Source organism: Pseudomonas sp. NPDC096925, from assembly GCF_044762545.1.
In the GTDB taxonomy this organism is placed as follows: Bacteria; Pseudomonadota; Gammaproteobacteria; order Pseudomonadales; family Pseudomonadaceae; genus Aquipseudomonas.
This window is the reverse complement of record NZ_JBIWEM010000006.1, coordinates 215,261-234,982: the sequence shown is the minus strand read 5'-3', so window position 1 is coordinate 234,982 and position 19,722 is coordinate 215,261. Positions and strand designations below refer to the sequence as shown.

Annotated in this window: 22 protein-coding genes; 6 read left to right on the top strand and 16 right to left on the bottom strand. The window is 65.4% G+C overall.

The window, feature by feature from the left end; all coding sequences use genetic code 11:
- Positions 1 to 16: 16 nt before the first annotated feature.
- From ACIQYU_RS18395 to purU, 6 genes are read right to left on the bottom strand one after another with little or no spacing between them, the layout of a single operon-like run.
- Positions 17 to 622, bottom strand: coding sequence for a sarcosine oxidase (locus tag ACIQYU_RS18395; RefSeq protein ID WP_402801355.1), 606 nt, complete (start codon positions 620 to 622; stop codon positions 17 to 19).
- Between the two features lie 3 nt (positions 623 to 625).
- Complete coding sequence (locus ACIQYU_RS18390) at positions 626 to 3,529, bottom strand: 2Fe-2S iron-sulfur cluster-binding protein (protein ID WP_402801353.1); 2,904 nt, start codon at positions 3,527 to 3,529, stop codon at positions 626 to 628.
- The gene (locus tag ACIQYU_RS18385) at positions 3,526 to 3,831 is read right to left on the bottom strand and encodes a sarcosine oxidase subunit delta (protein ID WP_063915037.1); all 306 of its coding nucleotides are present in this window, start codon (positions 3,829 to 3,831) and stop codon (positions 3,526 to 3,528) included. Before ACIQYU_RS18385 ends, ACIQYU_RS18390 begins: the two co-directional genes overlap by 4 nt.
- 11 nt (positions 3,832 to 3,842) lie before the next feature.
- Positions 3,843 to 5,084: an FAD-dependent oxidoreductase gene (locus ACIQYU_RS18380; protein WP_207833773.1), complete on the bottom strand. Its 1,242-nt coding sequence runs from the start codon at positions 5,082 to 5,084 to the stop codon at positions 3,843 to 3,845.
- Positions 5,066 to 5,977: a bifunctional methylenetetrahydrofolate dehydrogenase/methenyltetrahydrofolate cyclohydrolase FolD gene (gene folD, locus ACIQYU_RS18375; protein ID WP_402801349.1), complete on the bottom strand. Its 912-nt coding sequence runs from the start codon at positions 5,975 to 5,977 to the stop codon at positions 5,066 to 5,068. Before folD ends, ACIQYU_RS18380 begins: the two co-directional genes overlap by 19 nt.
- Positions 5,974 to 6,840, bottom strand: coding sequence for a formyltetrahydrofolate deformylase (purU, locus tag ACIQYU_RS18370; protein ID WP_013973142.1), 867 nt, complete (start codon positions 6,838 to 6,840; stop codon positions 5,974 to 5,976). The genes folD and purU overlap by 4 nt, the downstream gene beginning before the upstream one ends.
- 263 nt (positions 6,841 to 7,103) lie before the next feature.
- Here purU and ACIQYU_RS18365 point away from each other — a divergent pair, with 263 nt between their 5' ends.
- The 5 genes from ACIQYU_RS18365 (at position 7,104) to ACIQYU_RS18345 (ending at position 10,250) form a co-directional block, all read left to right on the top strand.
- A complete protein-coding gene (locus ACIQYU_RS18365) occupies positions 7,104 to 7,505 on the top strand; it encodes a hypothetical protein (protein ID WP_063915033.1) in 402 nt (133 codons plus the stop codon).
- A 119-nt stretch (positions 7,506 to 7,624) separates the two neighbouring features.
- Positions 7,625 to 7,846: an MbtH family protein gene (locus tag ACIQYU_RS18360; protein WP_003256222.1), complete on the top strand. Its 222-nt coding sequence runs from the start codon at positions 7,625 to 7,627 to the stop codon at positions 7,844 to 7,846.
- Complete coding sequence (locus ACIQYU_RS18355) at positions 7,843 to 8,562, top strand: thioesterase II family protein (protein ID WP_402801344.1); 720 nt, start codon at positions 7,843 to 7,845, stop codon at positions 8,560 to 8,562. The genes ACIQYU_RS18360 and ACIQYU_RS18355 overlap by 4 nt, the downstream gene beginning before the upstream one ends.
- Before the next feature lie 57 nt (positions 8,563 to 8,619).
- The gene (locus ACIQYU_RS18350; protein WP_402801341.1) at positions 8,620 to 9,171 is read left to right on the top strand and encodes a hydrolase; all 552 of its coding nucleotides are present in this window, start codon (positions 8,620 to 8,622) and stop codon (positions 9,169 to 9,171) included.
- Positions 9,172 to 9,197: 26 nt separating this feature from the next.
- Positions 9,198 to 10,250, top strand: coding sequence for a DUF1615 domain-containing protein (locus ACIQYU_RS18345; RefSeq protein ID WP_233687757.1), 1,053 nt, complete (start codon positions 9,198 to 9,200; stop codon positions 10,248 to 10,250).
- Positions 10,251 to 10,375: 125 nt separating this feature from the next.
- Here the strand turns inward: ACIQYU_RS18345 and ACIQYU_RS18340 are convergent, their stop codons facing one another.
- The 9 genes from ACIQYU_RS18340 to ACIQYU_RS18300 all read right to left on the bottom strand — a co-directional run bounded on the left by ACIQYU_RS18340 (position 10,376) and on the right by ACIQYU_RS18300 (position 18,057).
- A complete protein-coding gene (locus ACIQYU_RS18340) occupies positions 10,376 to 11,239 on the bottom strand; it encodes a metal ABC transporter solute-binding protein, Zn/Mn family (protein WP_207833735.1) in 864 nt (287 codons plus the stop codon).
- The gene (locus ACIQYU_RS18335; RefSeq protein WP_063915028.1) at positions 11,236 to 12,135 is read right to left on the bottom strand and encodes a metal ABC transporter permease; all 900 of its coding nucleotides are present in this window, start codon (positions 12,133 to 12,135) and stop codon (positions 11,236 to 11,238) included. The genes ACIQYU_RS18340 and ACIQYU_RS18335 overlap by 4 nt, the downstream gene beginning before the upstream one ends.
- Complete coding sequence (locus ACIQYU_RS18330) at positions 12,135 to 12,881, bottom strand: metal ABC transporter ATP-binding protein (RefSeq protein WP_207833723.1); 747 nt, start codon at positions 12,879 to 12,881, stop codon at positions 12,135 to 12,137. Before ACIQYU_RS18330 ends, ACIQYU_RS18335 begins: the two co-directional genes overlap by 1 nt.
- The gene (locus ACIQYU_RS18325) at positions 12,878 to 13,780 is read right to left on the bottom strand and encodes a metal ABC transporter substrate-binding protein (protein ID WP_063915026.1); all 903 of its coding nucleotides are present in this window, start codon (positions 13,778 to 13,780) and stop codon (positions 12,878 to 12,880) included. The genes ACIQYU_RS18330 and ACIQYU_RS18325 overlap by 4 nt, the downstream gene beginning before the upstream one ends.
- 16 nt (positions 13,781 to 13,796) lie before the next feature.
- Positions 13,797 to 14,366 (bottom strand): DUF6162 family protein, encoded by a 570-nt coding sequence (locus ACIQYU_RS18320; RefSeq protein WP_207833721.1) that lies wholly within the window; start codon positions 14,364 to 14,366, stop codon positions 13,797 to 13,799.
- Positions 14,363 to 14,683 carry a hypothetical protein gene (locus tag ACIQYU_RS18315; RefSeq protein WP_063915024.1) on the bottom strand — a complete coding sequence of 107 codons (321 nt, stop codon included), beginning with the start codon at positions 14,681 to 14,683 and terminating at the stop codon, positions 14,363 to 14,365. The genes ACIQYU_RS18320 and ACIQYU_RS18315 overlap by 4 nt, the downstream gene beginning before the upstream one ends.
- Complete coding sequence (locus ACIQYU_RS18310; RefSeq protein WP_207833718.1) at positions 14,680 to 15,219, bottom strand: thiamine pyrophosphate-binding protein; 540 nt, start codon at positions 15,217 to 15,219, stop codon at positions 14,680 to 14,682. The genes ACIQYU_RS18315 and ACIQYU_RS18310 overlap by 4 nt, the downstream gene beginning before the upstream one ends.
- Positions 15,216 to 16,409, bottom strand: coding sequence for a PepSY-associated TM helix domain-containing protein (locus ACIQYU_RS18305; protein WP_402801334.1), 1,194 nt, complete (start codon positions 16,407 to 16,409; stop codon positions 15,216 to 15,218). Before ACIQYU_RS18305 ends, ACIQYU_RS18310 begins: the two co-directional genes overlap by 4 nt.
- A 313-nt stretch (positions 16,410 to 16,722) precedes the next feature.
- Positions 16,723 to 18,057: a lysine N(6)-hydroxylase/L-ornithine N(5)-oxygenase family protein gene (locus ACIQYU_RS18300; protein WP_207833708.1), complete on the bottom strand. Its 1,335-nt coding sequence runs from the start codon at positions 18,055 to 18,057 to the stop codon at positions 16,723 to 16,725.
- 175 nt (positions 18,058 to 18,232) lie between these two features.
- On the opposite strand from ACIQYU_RS18300, the gene ACIQYU_RS18295 reads away from it, so the two are divergent.
- Entirely contained in the window at positions 18,233 to 18,679 is a 447-nt protein-coding gene (locus ACIQYU_RS18295; RefSeq protein WP_233694296.1) for a hypothetical protein, read from the top strand.
- A gap of 53 nt (positions 18,680 to 18,732) precedes the next feature.
- On the opposite strand, the gene pbpG is transcribed toward ACIQYU_RS18295, so the two are convergent.
- Positions 18,733 to 19,659 carry a D-alanyl-D-alanine endopeptidase gene (gene pbpG / locus ACIQYU_RS18290; RefSeq protein ID WP_063915020.1) on the bottom strand — a complete coding sequence of 309 codons (927 nt, stop codon included), beginning with the start codon at positions 19,657 to 19,659 and terminating at the stop codon, positions 18,733 to 18,735.
- Positions 19,660 to 19,722: the final 63 nt, after the last annotated feature.

Here is a 19,722-nt window from a genome sequence, read left to right as displayed (position 1 = left end):
AGAGGCCGGTACAAGGTTATTGCATCAACTCCTCCACCCCGACCCAACCACCATCGAACTCGTCCATGGCATCCAGCACTGCTTCACGGAAATACGCCAGCGACGCCCGATCAAACAACAACTGCAACGCCGGCCTCTCATCACTCCCCACATTCAGCACGATCACGTTGATCCGCGCCGCCGAGGTCTGCGCCACCGCGCCAACGGGAAACGCCTGGGCACGCAAGTCCACCCCGCACAACTTGGCCATCACCGCGCTGCAATGCACCCCTGACAGCTGCAGCCAGGCATGGCTGTCCTGGCGCGGCAGCAGGTAGTTGCGCTGGGCTTCCTGCACCCACCCGGCCTCTTCGGCAGCCACTCGTGCACCGTGATCGGCCAGGCTGCCCAGCAGCAGGTACTCGGTCTGCGACAAGCGCGCTACCCAGCCACCGTCTTGCTGGCGCACGGCCTGGTTGGGCAGCGACGGCAAGTGGTAGCCACGCGCCTGCAGATAAGCGGCACTGTCGCCTCCACGAAACCCGACCCGTGCCAGATCGGTCAGGTCAGTCAACGCGCAGGTGTGCACCAGCTCGGCCCGCGGGTTGCGTAAAACAAAAGCTTCGGCTTGCAAACTGGTCATGGCTCAGAGCTCCTGGCGCAGGTTGTCGGGATCGTGGAAGGGCAGGGGCACCACCTTGGCATTGACCATCACGCCACCCTCCACGCGGATCGGGATATGCATGCCAGGCGTAGCCTGATGGGCGCCGGCGTAAGCCAGTCCGATGATTTGCCCCAGGGTTTGCGAGTATTCGCAGGATGTGACGTTGCCGCTGATGTCCGGGCCGTCCAGCACCAGATGCCCCTCCAGCGGTTGCGGGCTGCCCTTGGGCAGGGTGAAGCCGACCAGTTTGCGCTTGAGCGGCTGCGCTTCGAGGATCTCGATCGAGCGCTTGCCGACGAAGAATGGCTTCTTTCGGCCGATGGCCCACTGCATGTCGATCTCCGCCGGGTGGGTCATGCCGTCGGTGTCCTGGCTGATGATCACATGGCCCTTTTCCAGGCGCAGCAGGCGCTGGGTCTCGACACCGAACGGGCGAATGCCCAACCCCGCGCCGGCTTGCATCAAGGCGTCCCACAGGCGCTCGGCGTGCCGCGCCGGCACGTGCACTTCGTAGCCCAGTTCACCAACAAAGCCGACCCGCAGGATGCGCGCGGCAATGCCAGCCACCTTGCCCTGGCGTACGCCGAGGTAAGGGAAGGCCTCGGCCGACAGGTCCACCTCGTCACACAGCTTGGCCAGCACCTGGCGTGACAGCGGCCCGGCCAGGTTGACCGCGGCCAGGGCGGCGGTGACGTTGGTGATGTCCACGTCCAGGCGCCACTGCGCGTTCCACTTAAGCATCTGCTGGTAGATGCGTTCGACGCCGCTGGTGGTGGCGGTGACGTAGAAGTGCTGCTCGGCCAGTCGAGCGCACACGCCATCGTCGATCACCACGCCGTGCTCGTTGGTCATCAGCGCGTAGCGGGTGCGGCCGATGGCCAGCTTGGCGAAGCCGAAGGTGTACAGGCGCTCAAGCAGTTCGGCGGCGTCGGGGCCGCGCACGTCCAGGCCGCCGAGGGTGGAAACGTCGATCAGGCCGACCTTCTCGCGCACGTGGCGGGCTTCCTCCTGCATGCAGCGTTCGCGTTCCTCGGGCTTGCCATAATAGGCCGGGCGCTGCCAGATGCCGGCGGGCATCATCTTCGCCCCGGCTTCCAGGTGGCGGCGGTGCATCGGCGTTTGCCGGTACGGGTCGAAGGCGCGGCCAGCGACGTGGGCCAGTTTTTCTGCCTGGAACGGTGGACGAGCGGTGGTCACCCCGGTCTCGCTGATGCTGCGCCCGGTGGCGTGGGCCACCAGGCGGGCGGTCGGCAGCGCCGAATGGCGGCCCTGGGAGGGGCCCATGCCGACCGTGGAGAAACGCTTGACCAACTGCACGTCGCGGTAGCCGCTGCGGGTGGCGTTGATGATGTCGCGCACTTGCAGGTCTTCGTCGAAGTCGACGAAATCCTTGCCTTTGGGGTGGGGGAAGATCGGCCAGGGGAAGTTGACCTTGGCTTCGACGCTGAACACTGGCTGCGTCGGCGATTCCAGGCCCAGCGCTGCCAGCGCTTCGGCAGCCCCGCGAGTGGCGTCGGCCAGTACATTGCCCAGTGCGTGACAGCCGTTCACCGAGCCAGCGATATCCAGCCCGGCCGGCAGGTTGCTGATGGCGAACTCGTCGCGGCTGACGTCGTAAGCCAGCTTGCCACCGGCCTGGCACAGCAACTGGTAAACCGGCATGTAGCCTGCCGACATGCACAGCAGGTCGCAGGCCAGACGCAGGCCATGCGGGCCGACCTTGCCCTGGCCGGTGATCGGGCGAATGTCCACGCCACTCACGTGGCGCATGCCTGCTTCGTGCAGGGCCTCGTACACGGTGCTGCCCAGGTGCACGGGTATATCGCGGCGCTTCAGTTCGGCAGCCAGTGCGGCATCGGCTGGCGCGGCGCGCATGTCGACCACCGCGGCCACGGCCACGCCTTGCTCCTGCAGGTCGAGGGCGGCGAGGTAACCGTCATCGTGGCCGGTGAGGATTACCGCGCGCTGGCCAGGCTTTACCGCGTACAGCTTCATCAGCCGCTGCGCGGCGCTGGTCAGCATGACCCCCGGCAGGTCGTTGTTGCGGAACACCACCGGCTGGTCGAACGAGCCGGCCGCCACCAGGCAGCGGCTGGCGCGCACCTTGTACAGGCGTTTGTGCTGGATCACCGGCAGGTAGTTGTCGGTGAACCAGCCATTGCAGGTGGCTTCCAGCAGCACCTGGATGTTCGGGTGGCCCTCGACGGCAGCCAGCAGTTCCTGGCGCAGGCTGGCGGCGCGGGTGCCGGCGATGTCGAAGCGGGCGTAGGTGAGCGAGCCACCAAGCACCGGCTGTTGCTCGATCAGCAACACCTTGGCCCCGGCATCGGCCGCGTCCAGTGCCGCACGCAGGCCCGCCGGGCCGGCACCGATTACGGCCAGGTCAACGAACAGATAGGCCTTGTCGTGATACTGCGGTTTGAAGCCGAGGTCGAGCACGCCCAGGCCGGCCTTCTTGCGGATCAGCGGCTCCCACACTTTCCACATGCCCTTGGGCTTGTAGAAGGAACGGTAATAGAAGCCCACCGGCATGAAGCGCGAGAACTTGCCCAGGTACGCGTCGCGGTCGTGCTCCAGGCTGCCGTTGAAGTTCTGCCCTTCGACCACCAGGCCGTCGCGAACGGCTTCCAGGTCGGCCAGCACGTTGGGCTCGTCCGGCAGTTGCACCAGGGTGTTGGCGTCCTGCCCGGCCATGCTCAGCGGGCCGCGCGGGCGGTGATACTTGAACGAGCGCGACAGCAGCCAGCGGCCGCTGCCGAGCAGGGCACTGGCGATGCTGTCACCGGCAAAGCCCTGGCAGGCCTGGCCGTCGAACTGGAAGCGCAGGGGCCGCTCGCGGTCGATCAGCAGGCCCATGGGCGCGGGGAGGCGAGTGTGGCTGTTCATCCGGCAATCTCCGGGGTGGCGGCGGGGGCGAAGTCGACGCGGCGGTCGAACAGTTCTTTCGGGTCGAAGGTGCGCAGCACCTGGTCGCTTACCGTGTGGCGTTCGGCCAGGAACCAGTAGCTGGAGGCGTTGTGCAGCCACCACTCGATCACCACCCCGGCCAGGTTGTCGCTGTTGAACACATAGTCGGCCCATTCGGCGTCGCTGCAGGTGGCCGGGTCGGGCATGTGCTTGAACTCGCCGCCGTAGGTGAACTCGCTGATATTGCGCGGGCCGTTCAAGGGGCAGGTCAGGATCTTCATCGTCGTCGCTCCTAATGGCTGGCCGCAGTGGCGCCCATTTCGTTGACTTGCTGAAAGCGGCTGAAGCGCTCCAGGGCGAAGGGGGCGATCAGCTCCGGTACCTTGCCGCCGCTGGCGACCAGCTCGGCCATGGTCTTGCCGCAGATTGGCGTGGCCTTGAAACCCCAGGTGCCCCAGCCGGCGTCCAGGTAATAGTTGTGCACCGGCGACAGGCCCATGATCGGGCTGTAGTCCGGGGTCATGTCGGTCATCCCGGCCCACTGGCGCATCAGCTTGGCGTTGGCCATGAACGGGAACATCTCGATGGCGTGGGCCAGCAGGCTTTCCTTGAGGTCGAGGGTGGAGCGGGTGTTGTACAGCGGGTAAGGGTCGGAGCCGCCACCAAAGACGATCTCGCCACGGCTGGTCTGCTGCACGTAGCAGTGCAGCGCCGACGAGCTGACCAGCGGATCGAGGAACGGCTTGAACGGCTGGGTGACCATGGCCTGCAGCGGGTAGGTGTGGATCGGCGCGCGGATGCCGGCCTTGGCCATCAGCAGCGAGCTGGCGCCGGCCACCGCCTGCACCACGCAGCCGCACTGCACGGTGCCACGGTTGGTCTTCACTGCCTCGATGCGGCCGTTACGGATCAGCAGGTCCTGCACTTCGGTCAGCTGGTGGATCTCGACGCCGCGCTTGGCCGCCTGCCTGGCGTAGCCCCAGGCCACCGCGTCGTGGCGCGCGGTAGCGCCGTCGATGTGCCACAGGCCGGCCAGTACCGGCAGGTGGCCCGGGTCCAGGTTCAGGCTGGGTACCAGTTCGCGGATCTGCTGGCGGTCGATCATTTCGGTACGGCCACCGAAGTGCTTGTTGACCTCGGCGCGCTGGCGGAAGGCGCGCACGGTGGCGTCGGTATGCGCCAGGGTGAGCTGGCCGCGCTCGGAATACATGATGTTGAAGTCGAACTCGTTCGACAGGTTCTGGAACATGCGCACCGATTCTGCGTAGAAGCGCACACCTTCGCTGGTGAGATAGTTGGAGCGGATCACTGCTGTGTTGCGCGCAGTGTTGCCGCCGCCCAGATAGGCCTTTTCCAGCACGGCGACATTGGTGACACCGTGGTATTTGGCCAGGTAGTAGGCAATTGCCAGGCCGTGGCCACCGCCGCCGATGATCACCACGTCATAGCGTGGCTTGAGTTCGCACGGTGGCGGCAGGTCGACCTCCATCGGGTAGTCGGCGCTCAGGCCGTATTTCAGCAGGGCGAAAGGCATGTGGTGCGCTCCTGGTGGGCGGCCTGTTGCTGCAGGTCGAGGGCGAGCAGGGTGTTTTTCATCAGGTAGGCGATGGTCATCGGGCCGACGCCGCCGGGCACCGGAGTGATACCCGCCACCCGGGGCAACGCGGCGGCGAAGTCGACATCGCCGACCAGGCGGCTGTGGCCGCCTTCATCGATGCGGTTGATACCGACATCGATCACCACCGCGCCGGGCTTGAGCCAGTCGGCACCGATCAGCCTCGGCTTGCCCACTGCGGCCACCAGGATGTCGGCCTGGCGACACAACGCCGGCAGGTCGCGGCTGCGCGAGTGCACCACGGTCACCGTGCAGTCCGCCTGCAGTAGCAGGGCGGCCATGGGCTTGCCAACGATGTTCGAGCGGCCGACCACTACCGCATGCTTGCCGCGCAGCTCGCCACAGGCATCGCGCAGCAGGCGCATGCAGCCGCTGGGCGTGCACGGGGTGAGCACATCGCGGCCCTGGGCCAGGCCGCCGATGTTCTCGCTGTGGAAGCCGTCCACATCCTTCAGTGGGCTGATCGCCTGGAGAATGCGGTGTTCGTCGATATGGGCCGGCAACGGCAGTTGCACCAGGATGCCGTTGACCTCGGGGTCGCGGTTCAGGCGCTCGATCAGCGCCAGCAGCTGGGCCTGACTGGTGTCGGCGGGCAGGCGATGCTCCAGCGAGCGGATACCCACCTCCTCAGCACGCAGCACCTTGTTGCGCACATACACCTGGCTGGCGGCATCGGTGCCTGCCAGCACCACGGCCAGGCCCGGTTGCACGCCGCCCTGGCGCAGTTCCCGAACCTGCTCGCGCACCTCGGCCAGCACCCGCGTCGCGGTGGCCTTGCCGTCGATCAGCTTGACACCGGGAATGGCGCTCATTTGAAGATCACCGTGCGGTCGTGGTTCAGGAACACCCGGTGCTCCAGGTGGTACTTCACGGCGCGGGACAGGGCGATGGTCTCGGTGTCGCGGCCGATGGCCACCAGGTCGTCCGGTGCATAGGCATGGTCCACGCGTTGTACTTCCTGCTCGATGATCGGGCCTTCGTCCAGGTCGCTGGTAACGTAGTGGGCAGTGGCGCCGATCAGCTTCACCCCGCGCTGGTAGGCCTGGTGATAAGGCTTGGCGCCCTTGAAACCGGGCAGGAACGAATGGTGGATGTTGATCGCCCGGCCCGACAGCTGGCGGCACAGATCGTCGGAGAGGATCTGCATGTAGCGCGCCAGCACCACCAGTTCGGTGCCGGTGTCCTCGACGATGCGCAGCAGCGCGGCTTCCTGTTCGGCCTTGGTGTCCTTGCTGACCGGCAGGTAGACGAAACGGATGCCCTGGCGCTCGGCCATCGGGCGCAGGTCCAGGTGGTTGGAGACCACGGCGGTGATCTGCATGTCCAGTTCGCCCTTGGCATGGCGGTACAGCAGGTCGGACAGGCAGTGGTCGAACTTGCTCACCATCAGCAGCACGCGCATTGGCCGGGCGCTGCTGTGCAGGCTCCACTGCATGTCGAAACGCTGGGCGACATCGGCAAAGCCGGCCTCCAGCTGCGGCGTGTCGCCCGTGACACCGGTGTTGTAGCGGAACACCGCGCGCATGAAGAAGCGCCCGTTGTCCTCGTCGTCGAACTGCGCCATCTCGCTGATGTAGCAACCGTGCTCGGCCAGGTAGGTGGTCACTGCGGCGACGATGCCGGACACGGCCGGGCAGCTGACGCGCAGGATGAAGTGATCGGGAGCGGGGTGCATGTCGGATAGGCCTCGTGATGGAGTGGGGCAGATCGGGCACAAGGGCAAAAGAAGCTTCGCGAGGAGGCGAAGGGTTGTTTCTTTGTAGGAATATAAATTTCCTTTAGGCGATTTATAGGCGAAGTCAGGGTTGGCGGTCTATAGGTTTGTGAAATTTTTTATCCTCTCAGGAAACTTTTTTCAGGCCATCGCAACTCCTGGGGGACCGGCTTGCCGGCAATAGGGCCCGCACAAGAGGCACAAAAACTGGCTATGCTTGCCCAATGACCAGTTCTCCCCCCCTGCGCCAACCCTGTCCGCCTGGCGCCTGCGACTGTGGCCGCGAACACCTGGCCAACCACCCGCAGACAGCCCAGCGCATCCTCCTGCTGACCCGCCAGGAAGAAAAGCGCCTGCTCGAACGCCTGGAAAACCTCAAGGACCTGGAAGACCTGCAGCGCCTGCAGCAACGGATGTACGAAAACCTTGGCATCCGCGTGCACATCGCCCCTGGCTTCAATGAAGTGCGGACCATGCGCGGCATCGTCATCGAACTGGACGACCAGCCCGGGCTGTGTCGCAAGACCCGGCAGTCGATTCCGGCGGCAATCCGTCGTGGGCTGGAGCGCAACCCGCAGGTTGCCTTCCGGTTGCTCGATACCCACGACCTGCTGCGTGATACCTGATCTTTCATCCCGGCGTGGGAGCGTCAGGCCCCACTAATTTTTCCGCCGCACGCTACGTCTACTTGAAAGCCCCCCTGCGCCAGGCGCGCAGCGGCATTCATCACTCAAGGAGACAGGCAATGACTTCCGTTTTCGACCGCGACGATATCCAGTTCCAGGTAGTGGTCAACCACGAAGAGCAATACTCGATCTGGCCCGATTACAAAGCCATCCCCAATGGCTGGCGTGCCGTCGGCAAGAGCGGCCTGAAGAAGGATTGCCTGGCCTACATCGACGAGGTCTGGACCGACATGCGCCCGCTGAGCCTGCGCCAGAAAATGGCCGAAGCCGCCGCCCAGTGACGGCGTTGAACCTGCTGTGCCTGCCGTATTCCGGGGCCAGCGCCATGGTCTACAGCCGCTGGCGGCGCAAGCTGCCGGCGTGGCTGCAGGTACGCCCGGTGGAGCTACCCGGGCGTGGTGCGCGCATGGCCGAGCCACTGCACACCGACATGCAGGCCCTGGCCCGGCAACTGGCCGCCGAACAGCGCCTGGCGGCCAGCACTCCCTACGCGCTGCTCGGCCATAGCCTGGGCGCATTGCTGGCCTTCGAACTGGCCCATGAGCTGCAAGCGCTGGGCTGCCCGCCGCCACTGGCCTTGTTCGCCTGCGGCACCGCAGCGCCGACCCGCCGTGAGGACTACGACGGCAAGAACTGGCGCGAGCCCAGGAGCGACGCCGAGTTGATCGGCGAGTTGCGCGAGCTTCAGGGCACGCCCGAGGAAGTGCTGGCCAACGCCGAGCTGATGAGCCTGACCTTGCCCACCCTGCGCGCCGACTTCCTGCTCTGTGGTACCTACGCCTACCGCCAGCGGCCGGCGTTGCAGTGCCCGCTGCACGTGTTGGGCGGCATGCAGGACCGGGCCAGTGACGAGCAGTTGCAGGCCTGGCGCAAGGAAACCCACGGCGCGTTCTCGCTGCAGATGTTCCCCGGCGGTCACTTCTTCATCCATGAACATGAGGACCGGGTGCTCGCTGCGCTGGCCGCGTCGCTGCAACCGCTTCGGCTGTCCGCCTGATTGACGTTACCGCTTGCCTGGGGGAGGCTAGGCCTTTTCCCAGGCAAGAGGCAGACAATGCTGATCGATCCCCGCAAGGCCACGCTGCTGGTCGTCGACATCCAGGAAAAACTCATCGGCGCCATGAGCGACCCTGAAGGCACCCGCGCGCGAGCCCGCTGGTTGCTGGCGGCGACGGCCGAGCTGGAACTGCCGACGGTGATTTCCGAGCAGTATCCCAAGGGCCTGGGCCATACCCTGGCCGAGCTGCTGGCCGCAGCGCCGGCCGCAGAGGTGGTGGAGAAAAGCCATTTTTCCTGCGTGGCCGCCGAGTGCCTGCCAGCAAGTCTGATGGCCCGGGAGCAAGTGATTGTCTGCGGCATGGAAACCCACGTCTGTGTGCTGCAGACCGTGCTCGGCCTGCTGGCACTGGGCAAGCAGGTGTTCGTGGTCGAGGATGCCTGTGACAGCCGTACCCCGGCGAGCAAGGCCGCAGGCCTGGCGCGCATGCGGGCGGCGGGGGCGCAGGTGGTGACCCGCGAAATGGTCCTGTTCGAGCTTATGGGCAGTGCCGGCCACCCACTGTTCCGCCACATCAGCAAGACCTATCTGGTCGGTGAACAGCCCTGAACGGCCGGTTACTGGCTGCCGGGTTGATGGCCCTGGCGCTGCTGCAAGGCTGCGCCGGGCGCCGTGAGGAAGCGCCCGAGGCGGACCCGGCCAAGGTCCGCGCCCAACTGCTGCGGCTGTTGCCCGCCCAGGCCAAGGACCGGGAGGGCTGGGCCCGGGACATTCAGGTGGCGTTCGAGGCCCAGCGCATTGCCCCCGGCAAGAGCAACCTGTGCGCGGTGCTGGCGGTGACCGAGCAGGAGTCGACCTTCAGCGCCGACCCGCAGGTGCCCAACCTGGGGCGTATCGCCCGTGAGGAAATCGACCGCCGCGCCGCGCGCCTGCATATCCCCAAGCTGCTGGTCGACGGTGCACTGAAGACGCCGTCGGGTAACGGCAAGAGCTACCAGCAACGCTTGCAGGCGGTGCGCAGCGAGAAGCAGTTGAGCGAACTGTACGATGAGGTCATCGCTCGCGTGCCGCTGGGCAAGACCTTGTTGGGCGGGCTGAACCCGGTGCATACCGGTGGGCCGATGCAGGTCAGCATCGACTTCGCCGAAAAGCATGCGCGGGATTACCCCTACAGCCACGACGGCAGCATTCGCCAGGAAGTGTTCACCCGGCGCGGCGGCATGTATTTCGGTATCGCCCACTTGCTAGGCTATTCGGCCAACTACGATCGCCAGCTGTATCGCTTTGCCGATTTCAACGCGGGCTGGTACGCCAGTCGCAATGCGGCATTTCAGGCGGCACTGAGCAAGGCGACGGGGGTGACGCTGGCGCTGGACGGCGATCTGGTAGCGCCGGGCTCGATCATGCCGGGCACTACCGAACAGGCAGCGCGCAAGCTGGGGGCGAAGCTTGGGTTGCGCAACCCGCAGATTCGCAGCCAGCTGGAGGAGGGCGATAGCTTGGCCTTCGAGGACAGCAAGCTGTACAACGGGGTGTTTGCGCTGGCGGAGGCCGCGGCCGGCAAGCCGCTGCCACGGGCGGTGCTGCCGGGGATCCAGCTGAAAAGCCCGAAGATCACCCGCAAGCTGACCACGGCGTGGTTTGCCGGGCGGGTGGATGAGCGCTATCAGCGGTGCATGAAGCGTTAGCTGTCTACGTTTTGCACCGGCCTCTTCGCGGGCTTGCCCGCTCCCACAGGAATAGCACAGGGCCAGAGAGCAGTGAGGTACCTGTGGGAGCGGGCAAGCCCGCGAAGAGGCCGGCATAGGCGCTATCAGCTTTCGGCCAATGCCCCAACCACCTGATCCACACTGGCCTTCAATCCGGCAAGCGCATCCTCAGGGTCACTTTCCACCACCACCAGCTTCGCCCCGGCTGCCTTGATCACCTCGGCCACAGCCGCCTCCGGCTGCCGGTGGTCCAGCACCAGTGCCACATCCTGCGCCTTCAGATTGTCACCCAGTGCTTTCAGCGCAGCCGCATCCCACTCGGCCGGCAACGGTTGCTCGACCACGTCGAGGTTCAACCCGCTGGCCAGATAACCCAGCCGCTCCGACAAGCTCACCACCGTCAGATTGTCGACTTTGGCCAATCGCGTCTGGCTGCTGGCTGACAGCTCCAGCAACTGGCGCTTGAGCCCCGCCAGGTTGCCCTGGATCTTCGCCTTGTCGTCTGGTGCCAACCGTTCCAGGTCATTGGCCACCACATCGGCCATGCGCCCGAAGTTGCTCGGGTTGAGCCAGGGGTAGGCGCCATAGGCCTCGTCACCGTTCACCGCAATACCCGGCAGCGCGCCATCCAACGGCCGGGCGGCGTCGATCTCGACGATCCGGATATTGCTGCGCCGGGCCATCGGGTACAGCGGGTCGTCACGCCAGATCGAGCGCACGCCGATCACCGCGTCGGCCTGCTGCGCGGCCTTGTGCAGGCCGGCACCACCGCGCCCGCTGAAATAGGACGGCTGGCGGCTGGCCGGCAGGTTGGCGGGCGCTGCACGTGTGAGCTGCACCGCTGTGCCGTCGAGCAGGGCGCTGGCCAGGCTGTGGGTGACGGGCAGGGTGGTCAGCACTTGCGTGGCGAAAGACAACGACGGCAGGCCGGCCAGGGCCAGTACCAGAGTCAGGCGTTTCAGGTTCATGCCGGGTTTCCTTGCAGGCGGGGGACGAGGGCGCGGGCCAGCGCCGCGAGGGCGAAGCAGATGCCGGCCACCAGGATGATCGCGGCGCCGGACGGCACCGGCAGGTCGAAAACGATCGGCAGCAGGATGCCGAGCAGCGTGCTCAGCGTGGCGATCAGCACCGACAGGAAGAAAAAGCCCTTCAGCGACTGGCTGACCAAGCGTGCGGCGGCAGCGGGAATTACCAGCAGCGCCCCGACCAGGATCGCCCCGATCACCTTCACCGAGGCGACGGTGACCAGGGTCACCAGTACCACGAACAGGTAGTCCAGGGTTTTCACCGCCACGCCGCGCACGGCCGCCAGTTGCGGGTTGAAACTGGCCAGCATGATACGGTTGTACAGCGGCACGGCCAGCACCAGCACCAGCGCCGCGACGATGCCCAGCACCACCAGGTCCTGGCCGCTGACGGTCAGCACCGAGCCGAACAGCACGTTCTCGAGGATGTGCACGTTGATCTTGCCCGCCAGCATCAGCAGCAGGCTGGCGCCCAGCGCCAGCGACACCGACAGGAACACGCCGATCAGCGTGTCCGGCGATAGCCCGGTGCGATTGCGCAGGAAGTTGAGCAAGATGCCGAACAGCAGGCAGTAGCCGAACAGGCTGCCATAGGGGCCGGTGTAGGGCTCGCCCAGCAGGATGCCGATGGCCACGCCGGTCAGCGCGGCATGGCCGACTGCCTCGGAGAAGAAGGCAAAGCGCTTGACCACCACCAGGGTGCCCAGGCCGCCCAGCACCGGGCCGATCATCAGGCCGGCCAGCAGAGCGTTGACCACGAAGCCGTAGGCCAGCGCCTCGGGCAGGTAGCCGGCAGTGGCCCAGTCCTGGACCGTTTGGCGAAAGGTTTCAAAACTCATCAGGCAAGGCTCTCGCTACGCGGGTGAACGGAGAACAGGCCAAGCAGGCGCTCCGGGGTCAGGGCCTGGGCGGGTGGGGCGTCGAACAGTACCTGGCGGCTCAGGCCGGTAACCCGGTCGGCCAGGCGCAGCACGGCCTCCAGATCGTGCTCGATCCACAGCACGGTGGTGCCGGCCTGGCGCCAGCCCAGCAGCAGTTGCTCGAACACCTGGATGCCGGCTTCATCAAGGGCCGACATCGGCTCGTCCAGCACCAGCAGTTGCGGCTCGGGGATCAGGCCCTGGGCCAGCAGCACGCGCTGGCGTTCGCCGCCAGACAGCGCGCCCATGCGCCGTTTGCGCTTGTCCAGCATGCCGACCTGTGCCAGGGCCGCGTCGATGGCCGGCTGCACACGGCGCGACAGGCCGAGGAAGGCGGGGCGGCGCTGGCACATGGCAGCCATGAAGTCGTCCACGGTCATCGGCAGGCCACGGTCGAACTCCAGTGCCTGCGGCACATAGCCGATCACTTCGCGTTCGCCGGGCCAGTGCAGGGTCAGCTGGCCCTGGTGCGGCATTTGCCCGAGCAGGGTCTTGATCAGCGAGCTCTTGCCGCCGCCGTTGGGGCCGACGATGGCATGCACGCTGCCAGCGGCGACGTTGAAGCTGACCTGTTCGAGGATGCGGGTGCGGCCCAGGGTCAGGTCGATGCCGGCGAACTCGATGCGCGGCCCGCAGGCTGCCACCAGGTTGGCGGCGGCGGTCATGCGCGGTTCTCCTGAATGGCGCGGACCACGGTGTCGAGGTTGCGCTTCATCTCCACCTCGTACTTGTCCTTGGTGTATTCGCCGTAGGAAATGTGCGTCAGTGGGTACAGGCGCACGCCGGATTCACGCTGGATGGTTTCGACATAGGCCGATGGAAAGTCCATTTCCGAGAAGATCACCCGCACGTCCAGCGCCTTGAGCTGGTCGATGGTCTTCTTCAGCTGGGCCGGACTGGGTTCGATGCCATGGGCTGGCTCGACCACCGCGGTCACCTCCAGGCCGAAGTCGCGCACCAGGTAGTCGTAGGCAGCATGAATGGTGGCGACGCGGAAGGTGGCGCTGGGGGCCTCGGTGACCTTGGCCAGTGCGTCGGCACGCAATGTGCGCAGGCGCTTGGCATAGGCACGGGCGTTTTGCGTGTACAGCCTGGCATTGTCCGGGTCGAGCTTGCCCAGTTCGCGGGCAATGTTGTTGACCTGGGCGATGGTGGTGCTGATCGACAGGAAGGTGTGCGGGTTGACCACCTTGCCGGCGCCGCGGGCAGCAATGCCGGTGGCTGCCAGCAACGGTACGTTCTGGTTGGCCTCGATGGTGTTGATGCCGGGCTTTTCGCTGGCGGCGATCATGCGGTCGGCGAAATCGTCATGGCCGACGCCATTGAGCACCACCACGTCCAGTGTGCCGATGCGTTTGATGTCCTCGGCCCGTGGTTCGTAGGCATGGGGGTTGAAACCTGCCGGAATCAGCGGCACCACTTCGGCCTTGTCGCCGACGATGTTGCTCACGTAGCTGTAGTAGGGGTGCAGGGTGATGCCGATGCGCAGCGGCTTGCCGTTATCGGCCAGGGCCAGTGCCGGCAGGGCAAGGGCCAGGAGCAGGGCGAGGGCGGAGCGGAGCATGGGGGAGTCCTTGGGTTCAGTGACGGTGTTCGCGGGTGACCCCGGCGTCGTAGTGGCTGACCACCTGCTGCCAGCCGGCGGCGATCAGGGCGGCCTGGCCGAGGTCGTCCGGGGGCAGGGCGGCGCTGTCCCGGCGCAGCCAGACATCGGCCTGGCCGGTGCTGTCGGCCGGCAGGATCAGCAGCAGGCTGCCGGCCACTTCCGGGGCCTGGCTGCGGCCCAGGTAGGCCCCGGGTTCCAGCCACGACCATTGGTGGCTGCCGCGGCTCTGGCTGCCGGCATCGACCACGAACGGCGGCAGGCCCTCCTCGGCCAGGGCCTGTACGCTGGGCGCGGCGGCGTTTTCTTCACGTAGCAGCAGGATCTCGTCGAAGGCCACCCGCAGGTCGGTGTACAGGCCTTGCTCGGCGGCGGTGAGGTCGCGACGGGCGTCGATCTGGTGGCTGGCAATGGCCTGTTCGTCCTCACGTTCGCCGCGCAGCAGCACCACGCTGGCCGCGAGTACCACGATCAGCAGGCTGACCAGCAGCACGTAAAGGGTTTCGTGCCCGGCACCGGCCGGGCGGATAACTTGGGCGCGGCTCATGGCTGGGCGATATCGGCATAGTCGACTTCAACCACGTGCCCGGGGCCGGCATCGAACAGCACGTAGAATTCGCCGTCCGGGCGCTTGAAGGTGAGGGTCGAGTCATCACCGAGCTTGCCGCCGACCAGCACCTGTTCGTCGTAGCCGATCACATCCAGGGTTACCCCGGGGGCACCGCTGCCGTCCGAGAAACCGCCGGTGCACTTGACCTGGCCGCTGGCCAGTTCTTCGCATTCGCACATCGGGTTGTGCGCCAGGGCCGGGCCAGCGGCCAGCACCAGCAAGGGCAGGGTGAGGGTGCGCATCACGTGCTTCATTTCTTGCCTCCTTGTTTCTCGAGCCAGGCCACGGTGGCTGGCGATGCCTTGGCCAGCGGGACCGACGCCTGGTGCATGCTGCCGTCCCAGCCTTCCAGGGTGATCCAGATCTGCGCATCGGGCTTGGTGCGTGGCGGGATCGGTAACGAGGTGCCCATGTTGTACGGTGCACCGAAGAAAATGGTGCCGGCGGCGCGCAGGCTGCGCGGCTTGCCGATGCGCAGGTAGGCTGCCTTGACGCCGTTGATGCAGGCCTTGCACAGCGATGCATTGAAGACCTTGAAGTGGCCGGCCGGGCCGTCGGCGCGGGGGGGCTCGTCACGCAGTTCGGCCAGGTCCAGGGTATAGGGGCCGACCTGGATGTCGCTGATCACATTGGCGCCGAGGCCCGCTTCGCCGCGGAACAGCTTGGCGTCGGCGAAGTACTTGGGCATGAAGCCCAGCGGGATGAGGATCAGCAGGATGTTCAGGTGAAAACGCCACTTCAGCCATCGTTGCTTCAGCGGGCTGGCGGGCACGGCTTGGGCCTGGCTCATGGGCGGATCTCCACGGGGGGGGCATTGCGCGTCATGCGCGGCGTGCGCTCGCTGCGCTTGAGGGCGGCGGCGGTGGCCTGGGCGGTGCGCTTGGTCCAGATCAGCAAGCCGCTGAACACCATCAGGGTGAGGACCAGGCCGAAGAAGAACCACACCAGCTTGATCGGCAGGCCGCCGAAATCACCGGTGTGCAGAGGGCGCATGGACTCGGTGACGAACTCCAGCGCCGAGCGGTCGCTGATCAGGAACTGGCTGTCGACATTGCGCGTGTAGGGGTTTACCGAAGCGCTCTGGAACATCAGCGGGTACCAGCCCGGCCCGGCCAGGGTGACGTGGCTGTAGGCGGTGGCCGGTAGCGAGATGAAGTTGATTTCCAGCCCCGGGATCGCCAGGCCGGCAATGCGTGCCGCTTCATCCAGGTCGATGCGCGGTGCCGGGCTGCCAGTCGGGGTTTGCGGCACGTCCTCACGGGCGATCACCGGCACGACGGGCCGGCTGGAAATGGTGATGTGGTTGTCGGCCAGGATCGCCTGGATCAGGAACCAGGTACCGGTGATGGAAATGACCGCAATGAACCAGATCGACCAGACCCCGGCCAGGCGGTGCAGGTCGCCCCAGAAAATCCGCGAACCATGGCCGGTGCGCACCGGCTTGAAGAAGCCCTTCCAGAACTTCTTGTACACCACCAGGCCGGTGACCAGCGAAGCCAGCATGGGCAGGCCGAGCAGCGACACCAGGTACCAGCCCCAACTGAAACCGTTGGTGAACGGCACCAGCCACCAGCCGTGCAGAGCGCGGGTGAAGGCTTCGAAGTTGAAGTCCGGGGTCTTGCCCTGGATGGCCCCGGTGTAGGGGTTTACATACAGTGTCGGGCTGGTTCCGTCAGGCAAGGTGACATTGGCTTTGACCGCAAAGTGCGAACCGTCGGGCTGGTTGAGCCGCTCCACCACCATGTCCGGCTCGGCCTTGTGCAGGGCTTCCAGGAGTTGCTGGAAGCTCAGGCGCTCGACGTCGGCGCCGGGCTTGTTGGCGCGCACGGCCGGGTCGGCCAGCCAGACGATTTCCTGGCTGACCACGGCGAGCATGCCGGTGAAGCAGACGATCAGGACAAAGAACCAGATCGGCAAGGCGAGCCAGCTGTGGACCAGGAACCACAGCCTGGATTTGGATTTTTTCGGTGATTTGGCCATCTGACGGTCTTCTGCAATGGGGAGTCGAGCGTGTGCCCAGCCAAAGAGGGGCTGTACTGATAAAGACGAATGAGAATCGAAAACCTGCCGCTTTAAATGCAAGCAAATGTTTCAAGGTTGAGGCCAATGCCTGTCAGTCACTGTCATTGGGGCTCTGCGCAGCCCATCGCCGGCAAGCCGGGCTCCCACAGGGAACGCGCAACCTTGAGGTCTGTGCTGTACCTGTGGGAGCCCGGCTTGCCGGCGATGGGCCGCAAAGCGGCCCCAATCGATTCAGGCCAAGGGCGGCCTGGAAGGCATGAGGCAGGAGGGATCAGGCGCGGGTCAGGGCCACTGCCGGTTGCGGCTTGCCGTGCAACTGCCCCAGGTCCTGGTACAGCGCGCGGCCAATTTCTGCGGCGCGTGCCGGCAGCACCGAGAGCAAGGTGTCGCTCAGGCCGTGGCTGTTCTCGCAGAAGCCCTGCAGGTACACCGAGGCCTGCAGGTCGGGACTGGCCAGCACGCGGTAGTTTCGGTCGACGTTGAAATCGTCCAGGTAGCCGGCCAGGGGCGCCAGCAGATCACGGTGCGAGCGGCGTTCGTAGCCGGTGGCGAGGATCACTGCGTCGTAGCGGTGGGTTTGCTGCTGGCCGGTGGCGAGGTCGCGCAAGGTCAGTTCCAGGCCTTCGCGAGTGGCCACCACGGCTTCGACCTGGCGCCGGCACAGCACGTTGTGGCGGTACTGGTGGGCGACCTTCTGCCGGTAGAGGATGCCGTAGATGCGTTCGATCAGGTTGAGGTCGACCACCGAATAGTTGGTGTTGTGGTATTCGCCCAGGAGCTTGCTGCGCTGGTCGGCCGGTTCGTTGTAGACCAGGTCGGTGTAGTCCGGCGAGAAGATCTCGTTGACGAACGGGCTGTCGTCGGCAGGCTTGAGGGCCGAACCGCGCAGAATCATGTCGACCTTGACCGACGGATAGCTGTCATTGAGGTCGATGAACGCCTCGGCGGCACTCTGGCCGGAACCGATCACGGCAATGCGCATCGGCTTGCCGGTGGTGCACGGCAGCTTGTTCAGACTGCTCAGGTACTGGGAGTGATGGAATACCCGCGGGTCGTCCTTGAAGGCGCCGAACTTTTCCGGGATTTTCGGCGTGCCGCCGCTGCCGACCACCACCGAACGGGTGCGGCGGCTGTATTCGCGGCCTTGTGCGTCGCGCGAGACCAGGCGCAAGTGCTCGACCCGACCCGCGTGCACTTCCGGCTCGATGCGCAGCACCTCCTCGCCATATACCGCCTGGGTGGCGAAGTGCTCGGCGGCCCAGCGCAGGTAGTCGTTGTACTCGAGGCGGCAGGGGTAGAAGGTGCCGAGGTTGATGAAGTCGGCCAGGCGCTGCTTCTGGTGCAGGTAGTTGACGAAGCTGTAGGGGCTGGTGGGGTTACGCAGCGACACCAGGTCCTTGAGGAACGAGATCTGCAACTCGCTCTGGGTGGCCAGGGTTTCGCCGTGCCAGCGGTAGTCCTGCTGTTTGTCGATGAACAGCGCGTCGAGGGCATGGCCCTGGGACTCGGCGAGTTCTTCCAGGGCGATGGCCAGGGCCAGGTTGGAAGGGCCGAAGCCCACGCCGATCAGATCTTTGATGGTTTCCTGCTGTGAGGGCTGGCTCATGGCTGCGATTCCCTGAATGGTCGAATTTGGACGCCCGCCGGGGCTCCGGCTCCTGCGCAAGTACATGAGTTGGAACGAGCCAGACGAGGGGGAATTTAAGCGGGCTAAAGAACTGCGTGAGGCGGCCGATAGGGGGGGTTACGGCAAGGACCGATCTTTCTGGCAGGGAATCGACATGAGCGGAATTACGGCAAGCAACCTGATGATCAATGGCGTCTCAGCGCAGACGCTGAGCGCGAACGCAGCTACTGAACGCGAACAGGCAAAACAGGCCGGTGAGGCACTGGGCCCGTTGAGTATCAGCAGTGACAGCATGAGGGTCTCAGCGGGTAGCCAGGCGCAATCCACCGACAGTGAAGACAGTGGCGACTCGCAGGCGGTTACCGAGCTGCGTCAACTGATCAAGGATCTGCAGAAGCAACTGGCCGAGGAGCAGAAGCAGTTGGCTGCGTTGCAGAACAGCAAGATGGACGAGGCTGCCAAGGCGGCTGCAGTGGGGGCCAAGCAGGCGAGCATTGCCACCATCAACGGGCAGATCATGGCGGCCACGGCGCAGTTGCTGGAGCTGTTGCAGCAAGAGGGCGGCAGCAGTGCGGGCGGGATGGTCAGCGCCACGGCTTGAAACCTTGGGGCTGCGATAGGGCCCGTTCAGGGCCCTATCATTTCTGGCTCAGCTCACTCGGCCGCCAGGCGCCCCTTGTTCTGCCGCTCCGCCTTGTACTGCATGGCCACCGCCGGTGCCGGCTTGGCGGCACCGGTTTCCAGCCACTGGCGCATGCGGCTGGCATCGGCGAAGTGGGTGTACTTGCCAAAGGCATCGAGAATGACCATGGCTACCGGGCGGTTGTCCATGCGGGTCAGCAGCACCAGGCAGTGCCCGGCTTCATTGGTGAAGCCGGTCTTGGTCAGCTTGATGTCCCAGTTGCTCTTGTTCACCAGGTGGTCGGTGTTGCGGAAGCCCAGGGTGTAGTTGGGCTTGCGGAAGGCCACGGTCTTCTCGCGGGTGGTCGACAGTTCACTCAGCATCGGGTACTTGCGCGAGGCCATCAGCAGCTTGGCCAGGTCGCGGGCGCTGGATACGTTCTGCGTCGACAGGCCGGTCGGCTCGACGTAGCGGGTATGCGCCATGCCCAGGCTGCGGGCCTTGGCATTCATTGCCTTGATGAACGCCGGGTAGCCGCCGGGGTAATGGTTGGCCAAGGTGTTGGCCGCACGGTTTTCCGAAGACATCAGGGTAATCAGCAATGTTTCGCGGCGGTCGAGCTGGCTGCCCAGGCGCACACGCGAATACACGCCTTTCATTTCCGGGTTGTTGGCAATGGTCATGGTGAGCATCTCATCCATGGGCTGCTTGGCATCCAGCACTACCATCGCCGTCATCAGTTTGGTCACCGAGGCAATCGGCACCACGCGGTCGGCGTGGCTCGAATACAGCTCCTGGTTAGTGTTCAGGTCGATCAGCAGGGCGCTGCCAGAGGCAAGGTGCAGCTTGGACGGGTCGCGTTGAACCTGGGCCGGGGGTTGTGCAGCAGCGGTCGACGGAAGGGTCGCAGTACCTGTGAGCAACAGCAGCAGGCTGAGGATGGACAGGGATGTTTTCACGTTGAGGCTCACTAAAAGTTGGTATGTCGTTGGCTGTGCAAGGGTTTTCCCCCTAAAAACCGC